Source organism: Pseudomonas inefficax (assembly GCF_900277125.1).
Lineage (GTDB): Bacteria > Pseudomonadota > Gammaproteobacteria > Pseudomonadales > Pseudomonadaceae > Aquipseudomonas > Aquipseudomonas inefficax.
The window spans coordinates 1-2,082 of the sequence record NZ_OPYN01000158.1 but is presented as its reverse complement, the minus strand read 5'-3'; the positions used below and the strand labels follow the sequence as shown (position 1 = coordinate 2,082).

Annotated in this window: 2 protein-coding genes; one reads left to right on the top strand and one right to left on the bottom strand. The window is 64.8% G+C overall.

Annotated elements, in window-relative coordinates; all coding sequences use genetic code 11:
- Nucleotides 1-335, top strand: a 335-nt coding sequence (locus JV551A3_RS18235) for an HD-GYP domain-containing protein (protein ID WP_328592109.1), incomplete at its 5' end; no start/stop codon positions are given.
- 507 nt (nt 336-842) lie between these two features.
- Here the strand turns inward: JV551A3_RS18235 and JV551A3_RS18230 are convergent.
- A partial coding sequence (locus JV551A3_RS18230; protein WP_133979021.1) for an FAD-dependent oxidoreductase occupies nt 843-2,082 on the bottom strand: 1,240 nt, incomplete at its 5' end.

The following is a 2,082-nucleotide window of genomic DNA, read 5'->3' as shown; positions in this document are numbered from 1 at the left end:
TCGCAGGCAACCACCACGAGAAAATGGACGGCAGCGGCTACCCGCGCCGGCTGGGCGAGCAGGACCTGGGCATTGCCGAGCGGGTGATGGCGATTGCCGACATCTTCGAGGCGCTGACCGCGGCCGACCGGCCCTACAAGGCTCCGAAGACCTTGTCCGAGTCGGTGAAGATCCTGGTGGGCATGGCCCGCGACGGGCACATCGACGGGCAATTGCTGGAGCTGTTTCTCAGCAGTGGGGTATACCGCCAGTATGCCGAGCGCTTCCTGCGTGCCGCGCAGATCGACGAGGTGGACGTGGCGTACTGGCTGAGGCAGATGCGTTGTCCGGCTTGAGGGAAAAATCAGATTTAGCCCCTTCCTTGTAGGCCATTTCCCTGTTTCCCGTTGCGGCCGCTTTGGCAGCGCTCTGGACTTTGCACTAAAGCATAAACAATGTGTTGCCTGTTCTGGCCTCTTCGCGGGCACGCCCGCTCCCACAGGATTGTCACAGTACTTAAGACTTGCACGGTACCTGTGGGAGCGGGCGTGCCCGCGAAAGGGCCAGAGCAAGCAGTCGAGAAACTTCAGGGGATTCACCAATGACAACAGAAGACACCCAATCCTGAGTGCGATGGCCAAGGCGCTGATGGATGATGCCGAGCTGGGCATATCGAAGGCAGGCGCGGTTTCCTGTAGGAGCGGCCTTGTGTCGCGAAAGGGCCGCAAAGCGGCCCCCGGCGTTTTTGCGGTGATGCACAGATCGTTGGGGGCGCTTCGCACCCCTTTCGCGACACAAGGCCGCTCCTACAGGAATTGCGCCGTCCATGAGCAACAGGGCATGGCTATCAGTGATCGCTCACCTCATTCATACCCCTGCGCTTCGGCAATATGCCGCCCGGCCACATAGCCAAAGGTCAGGGCCGGGCCCAGGTTGATGCCACCCGACGGATACCAGCCGCCAAACACGCTGGCCATGTCGGTACCCGCTGCATACAAGCCTGCAATCGGCTGCCCAGCTGCATCCAGCACCCGGGCATTGCCGTCGGTGCGCAGCCCGGCAAAGGTGCCAAAGCAGCCGGGCTGTACCTTTACCGCATAGAACGGCCCATGCTCGATGGGCGCCACGCAAGGGTTTGGCCCTTTGTGCTGCGGGTCGCCCTGTTTGCGGTTGAACGGCGTGGAACCACGGCCGAACGCCGGGTCATGGCCATTGCGGGCATGGGTGTTGAAGTCGCTGACCGTGGCGCGCAACCCTCCCGGGTCGATGCCGCAGGCCTGGGCCAACTGTTCAAGGGTGGCGCCTTGCTTGAGATAGCCGCTACGCACGTGCGGCCACACCGGCAGCGGCGCCGGGCGGGCGTGGCCCAGGCCGTAGCGACGCAGGAAACGGTGGTCGCAGACCAGCCACGAACACACCTCTTCGCCCTGCGGCACCGCAGCGACCATCGCTGATACATAGTCGTAATAGCCATGCGCTTCGTTGACGAAACGTTTGCCGTCGGCCAGCACGCCGATGATGCCCGGCTTGCCGCGTTCGATGATGTGCGGGAAGTGGCCAACGCTGCCGTCGCGGTGCGGCACTCGCGAAACCGGCGCCCAGGCCACCGGCGACTTCAGGTCGGTGGCGACCACACCGCCGGCCGACCAGGCCAGGCGCAGACCGTCGCCCGAACAACCCTTGGGAGGCAGGGCCAGGTTGTCGTGGCCGCTGGNATCGCGCGGGAACAGTTGCCGACGGCGGGNGTTGTCGTTGGGGAAACCACCCGCCGCGAGCACCACGGCCTTGGCACGTATCAGTTGCTCGCCCTGCGGTGTAGCCACCAGCGCCCCGCGCACCTGGCCATCCTCGACCAGCAGGCGTTTGGCTGGTGCCGACTCCTGCAGCTGGACGCCCAGGTCCTGCGCCGACCTGGCCAGGCGTTCCACCAGCGCGACGCCGTTGACCAGGTGCATCGCCCGGCCATACCGGGCCAGGTGGTACAGGTGGCGGCCAAAGCGTTTGCACACGTGCAGCAAGGCCTTGGGCGAGCGGGTCATGTTGAGGAACGCGGCAAGGTCGGCACCGGCCATTATCGGCATGCCCATGAACGAGGTTTCGCGC